This window comes from Variovorax sp. E3, assembly GCF_016082275.1.
Lineage (GTDB): Bacteria > Pseudomonadota > Gammaproteobacteria > Burkholderiales > Burkholderiaceae_C > Variovorax.
This window is the reverse complement of sequence record NZ_MOWM01000292.1, coordinates 1-3,845: the sequence shown is the minus strand read 5'-3', so window position 1 is coordinate 3,845 and position 3,845 is coordinate 1. Positions and strand designations below refer to the sequence as shown.

The window sequence follows — 3,845 nt, the reverse complement described above, 5'->3', positions numbered from 1 at the left end:
GGCGCAGTGCTTTATCGACTGCCGCTTGCCCCCACCCCGGCCCTCCCCCGGAAGGGAGGGAGAAAACCGGTTCATTCCTTCTTTCCGATGCCCAGGTAGGTATCGATGATCCGTTGGTCGTGCAGCAAATCGCGGGCATTGCCTTCCAGCGCCACCGCGCCCATTTCGAGCACGTAGGCGCGGTCGGCCACCTGCAGCGCGGCGCGCGCGTTCTGCTCCACCAGCAGCACCGACACGCCGTGGCTGCGCAGTTGCGACACCACGCGCAGCACTTCGCGCACCACCAGCGGGGCCAGGCCCAGCGAGGGTTCGTCGAGCATCAGCAAACGCGGGCGCGCCATGAGCGCGCGGCCGATGGCCAGCATCTGGCGTTCGCCGCCCGAGAGCGTCGAGGCCATCTGCGGCCGGCGCTCGCGCAGGCGCGGGAAGATCTCGAAGATCTCGTCCATGCGCGCGCGCTGGTCGCGCTTGCCCTTGCGCCATTGGTAGAAGCCGCCGAGCAGCAGGTTGTCTTCGACCGACATCTCGCCGAACAGCTCGCGCCGCTCGGGCACCAGCGCCACGCCGCGCGCGACCATGGTCTCGACGCTGGGGCGCGCAATGCGATCGCCGCCCAGCGACAGGCGCCCGGTCGACTGCAGCAGGCCCATGGCCGCGCACAGCAGCGTGGTCTTGCCGGCGCCGTTGGGGCCGATCACGGTGACGATCTCGCCCTCGTTCACATGCAGGCGCACGCTGTGCACCGCTTCCACGGTGCGGTAGGCGACGCAGAAGTCTTCCAGTTGAAGAATGGGATGGCTCATCGGGCGTCTTCCAGCAGTTCGTCGTCGGCGCCGCCGAGGTAGGCCTCGAGCACGCGCGGGTTGGCCTGCACTTCGGCCGGCGTGCCGGTGGCGATGACGGTGCCGAACTCCAGCACCGTGATGCGGTCGGCCAGGTTCATCACGAACTCCATGTCGTGCTCCACCACCAGGATGCCCAGGCCTTCGGCGCGCAACTGGCTCAGCAGCACCGAGAGGGCGCGCTTTTCCAGGTGGCGCAGGCCGGCGGCGGGTTCGTCGAGCAACAGCACCGACGGCTGGCCGGCGAGCGCGCGGGCGATTTCCACCACGCGCTGCTGGCCCAGCGAGAGCGACGCGGCCGGTGTGTCGGCATGCGCGCCGAGGCCGCAGCGTTCGATCTGCTTGCGGGCTTCGGCCATCAGCGCGGCTTCCTCGGCGCGGTCCAGCCGCAGCATCGCCGCGAGCCAGCCGCGCTTGGCGCGCAGGTGGGCGCCGAGCGCCACGTTCTCGACCACGCTGCGCTGCCCGAGCAGGCGCACGTGCTGGAAGGTGCGGCCCAGGCCCAGCGCGGCAAAGGCGCGCGAGGGCTTGGCGGCCATCGGCTGGCCCGCGAGCTTCACTTCGCCCGAGGTGGGGTCGTCCACGCCCGAGATCATGTTGAAGAAGGTGCTCTTGCCGGCGCCGTTCGGGCCGATCAGCGCATGGATCTCGCCGGCCTTCAGCGTCATCGAGATCTCGTTGTTGGCCACGAGGCCGCCGAAGCGCTTGCTCACGTTGCTGGCCTGCAGCAGCAGTTCGCCGGTGGCGGGCAGCGTGCGTTGCGCGAGCTGCACCGTGAGGGCCTTCGCGGGCGCGGCGGCGGTCGAGGCCTTGGCCGTCGAGTCCTCGCGCACCCAGCGGCGCGTGATGCGCGCCAGCGTGGGCCACAGGCCGTCGGAGAAGCGCTGCAGCACGAACAGCATCAGCAGCCCGAACACGATCACTTCGAAGTTGCCGCTGGAGCCCAGCAGCGAAGGCAGGATGTCCTGCAGCTTCTCTTTCAGCAGCGTGATGAGCGCCGCGCCGAGCACCGCGCCCCACAGGTGGCCCGCGCCGCCGACCACCGCCATGAACAGCAGCTCGATGCCGATGTTCAGGTTGAAGGGCGTGGGGTTCACGAAGCGCTGCAGGTGCGCGTAGAGCCAGCCCGACACCGCCGCCAGCAGCGCGGCCAGCACGAACAGCTTGATGCGGTGGCGCGCGGTGTCCACGCCCATCGACTCGGCCATGAGCCGCCCGCCCTTGAGCGCGCGGATGGCGCGGCCTTCGCGCGAATCGAGCAGGTTGTGCAACGCCCACAGCGCGAGAAGCAGCACGGCCCAGATCACCACGCCCAGCGCGCGCGGCGTGGCGAGCGACACGCCCGCGATCACCAGCGGCGGCACGCCCGTGATGCCGGTCTGCCCGCCCAGGAAGTCCATGTTGCCCAGCAGGTAGTACAGGCTCAGGCCCCAGGCGATGGTGCACAGCGGCAGGTAGTGGCCCGACAGCTTGAGCGTGACCGCGCCGAGCATCCATGCAAGCACGAACGTGAAGAGAAGCCCCAGCAGCAGGCCGGCCCAGGGCAGCAGCCCCGGCGCGACGATGCCGCCCAGCCATGCGGCGGCCGTGGGCGAGGTGCAGATCCACGCGGTGGCGTAGGCGCCCATGCCGACGAATGCGGCCTGGCCGAAAGAAGTCATGCCGCCCACGCCGGTGAGCATCACCAGCCCGGCCGCGACCAGCGCGTACAGGCCGATGTTGCTGAGCACCGAGACCGTGAACTCGGGCAGGAAGCCCCAGGCCAGCGCCAGCAGCACCACGCACACCAGCGTGAGCTGGCGCGGCGTGACCAGCGGCTTGCCTTCGGGTGGCGCGGGCGCCGCGATGTTGTTCGAAGACGCGCTCATTCCTCGTCCTCCACATGATGGCTGTTGAGCGAACGCCACCACAGCACGGGAATGATCAAAGTGAAGACCAGCACTTCCTTGAACGGGCTGGCCCAGAAAGAGGCGAAGGCTTCGAGCTGGCCCACCAGCAACGCGCCGGCCAGCGCCAGCGGATAGCTTGCGAGCCCGCCCACGATGGCGGCCACGAAGCCCTTCAGGCCGATGAGGAAGCCGGTGTCGTAATACACCGTGGTGATCGGCGCGATCAGCAGGCCCGACACCGCGCCGATGAGCGCCGCGAGCGCAAAGCTCAGGTCGCCCGACAGCTCGGTCGGAATGCCCGACAGCCGCGCGCCGACACGGTTGATGGCGGTGGCGCGCAGCGCCTTGCCCACCATCGAGCGGCCGAAGAACAGGAACATGGCAATCACCAGCAGCAGCGTGACGCCCACCACCACCAGCGACTGCCCGCTGACCGGAATGCCGCCGATGTCGAAGCGCGCCTCGGAGAACGGCGCGGTGCGCGAGCCTTCGGCGCCGAAGAACAGCAGGCCCAGGCCGACCAGCACGCCGTGCAGCGCGACCGACACGATCAGCAGCATCAGCACGTTGGCATCCGCCAGCGGCCGGTAGGCCAGGCGGTAGAGCAGGGGGCCCAGCGGCATGATGAGCACCAGCGTGGTGAGCGTCTGGCCCGTCATCGACGTCGGCTTGAGCAGCAGCACCAGCGCGGCGGCGGCCGCGGGCAGCACCACGCACCAGGCGAGCGCGGAAGCCCAGTCGACCACCGCGCCGCGCTTCCAGCGCCAGATTTCCACCAGCAGCACGGCGACCGCCAGCACCAGCAGCAGCCACAGCGTGGCCGGCACGCGGCCGGCCTGCAGCATCGCCATCGAGAGCGCCCCGAAGGCGACGAACTCGCCCTGGGGAATGAAGATGACGCGCGTGACTGAAAACACCAGCACCAGCGCGAGCGCCATCAAACCATAGACGGCACCGTTGACGATGCCGTCCTGCCCCAGCAACAGGGCGATCTGCGAATCCATAAAAAACCTTCGGGCTGTGCCCCGTGTGTCGAATCAGGGTCGGCTGTATTGCGCCTTCCCCCTTTGGGGGAAGGTCGGGACGGGGGCGCGGCTCGTTCGGCGCAGTGCTT

At 69.4% G+C, this 3,845-nt stretch carries 3 protein-coding genes; all 3 read right to left on the bottom strand.

What is annotated here, in order from left to right:
* Positions 1 to 71: 71 nt before the first annotated feature.
* The 3 genes from BMG07_RS40115 to BMG07_RS40105 are packed head-to-tail and all read right to left on the bottom strand — an operon-like array spanning position 72 to position 3,735.
* Positions 72 to 803, bottom strand: coding sequence for an ABC transporter ATP-binding protein (locus BMG07_RS40115; protein WP_198089133.1), 732 nt, complete (start codon positions 801 to 803; stop codon positions 72 to 74).
* On the bottom strand, positions 800 to 2,710 hold the full coding sequence (locus tag BMG07_RS40110; protein ID WP_198089132.1) for an ATP-binding cassette domain-containing protein: 1,911 nt from the start codon (positions 2,708 to 2,710) through the stop codon (positions 800 to 802). Before BMG07_RS40110 ends, BMG07_RS40115 begins: the two co-directional genes overlap by 4 nt.
* The gene (locus BMG07_RS40105; RefSeq protein ID WP_198089131.1) at positions 2,707 to 3,735 is read right to left on the bottom strand and encodes a branched-chain amino acid ABC transporter permease; all 1,029 of its coding nucleotides are present in this window, start codon (positions 3,733 to 3,735) and stop codon (positions 2,707 to 2,709) included. The genes BMG07_RS40110 and BMG07_RS40105 overlap by 4 nt, the downstream gene beginning before the upstream one ends.
* Between the last annotated feature and the right edge of the window lie 110 nt (positions 3,736 to 3,845).

Bases quoted from the DNA above. Each gene is read 5' to 3' on its own strand.
- BMG07_RS40115 (WP_198089133.1), bottom strand. From the start codon at position 803: ATGAGCCATCCCATTCTTCAACTGGAAGACTTCTGCGTCGCCTACCGC.
- BMG07_RS40105 (WP_198089131.1), bottom strand. From the start codon at position 3,735: ATGGATTCGCAGATCGCCCTGTTGCTGGGGCAGGACGGCATCGTCAAC.
- BMG07_RS40110 (WP_198089132.1), bottom strand. From the start codon at position 2,710: ATGAGCGCGTCTTCGAACAACATCGCGGCGCCCGCGCCACCCGAAGGC.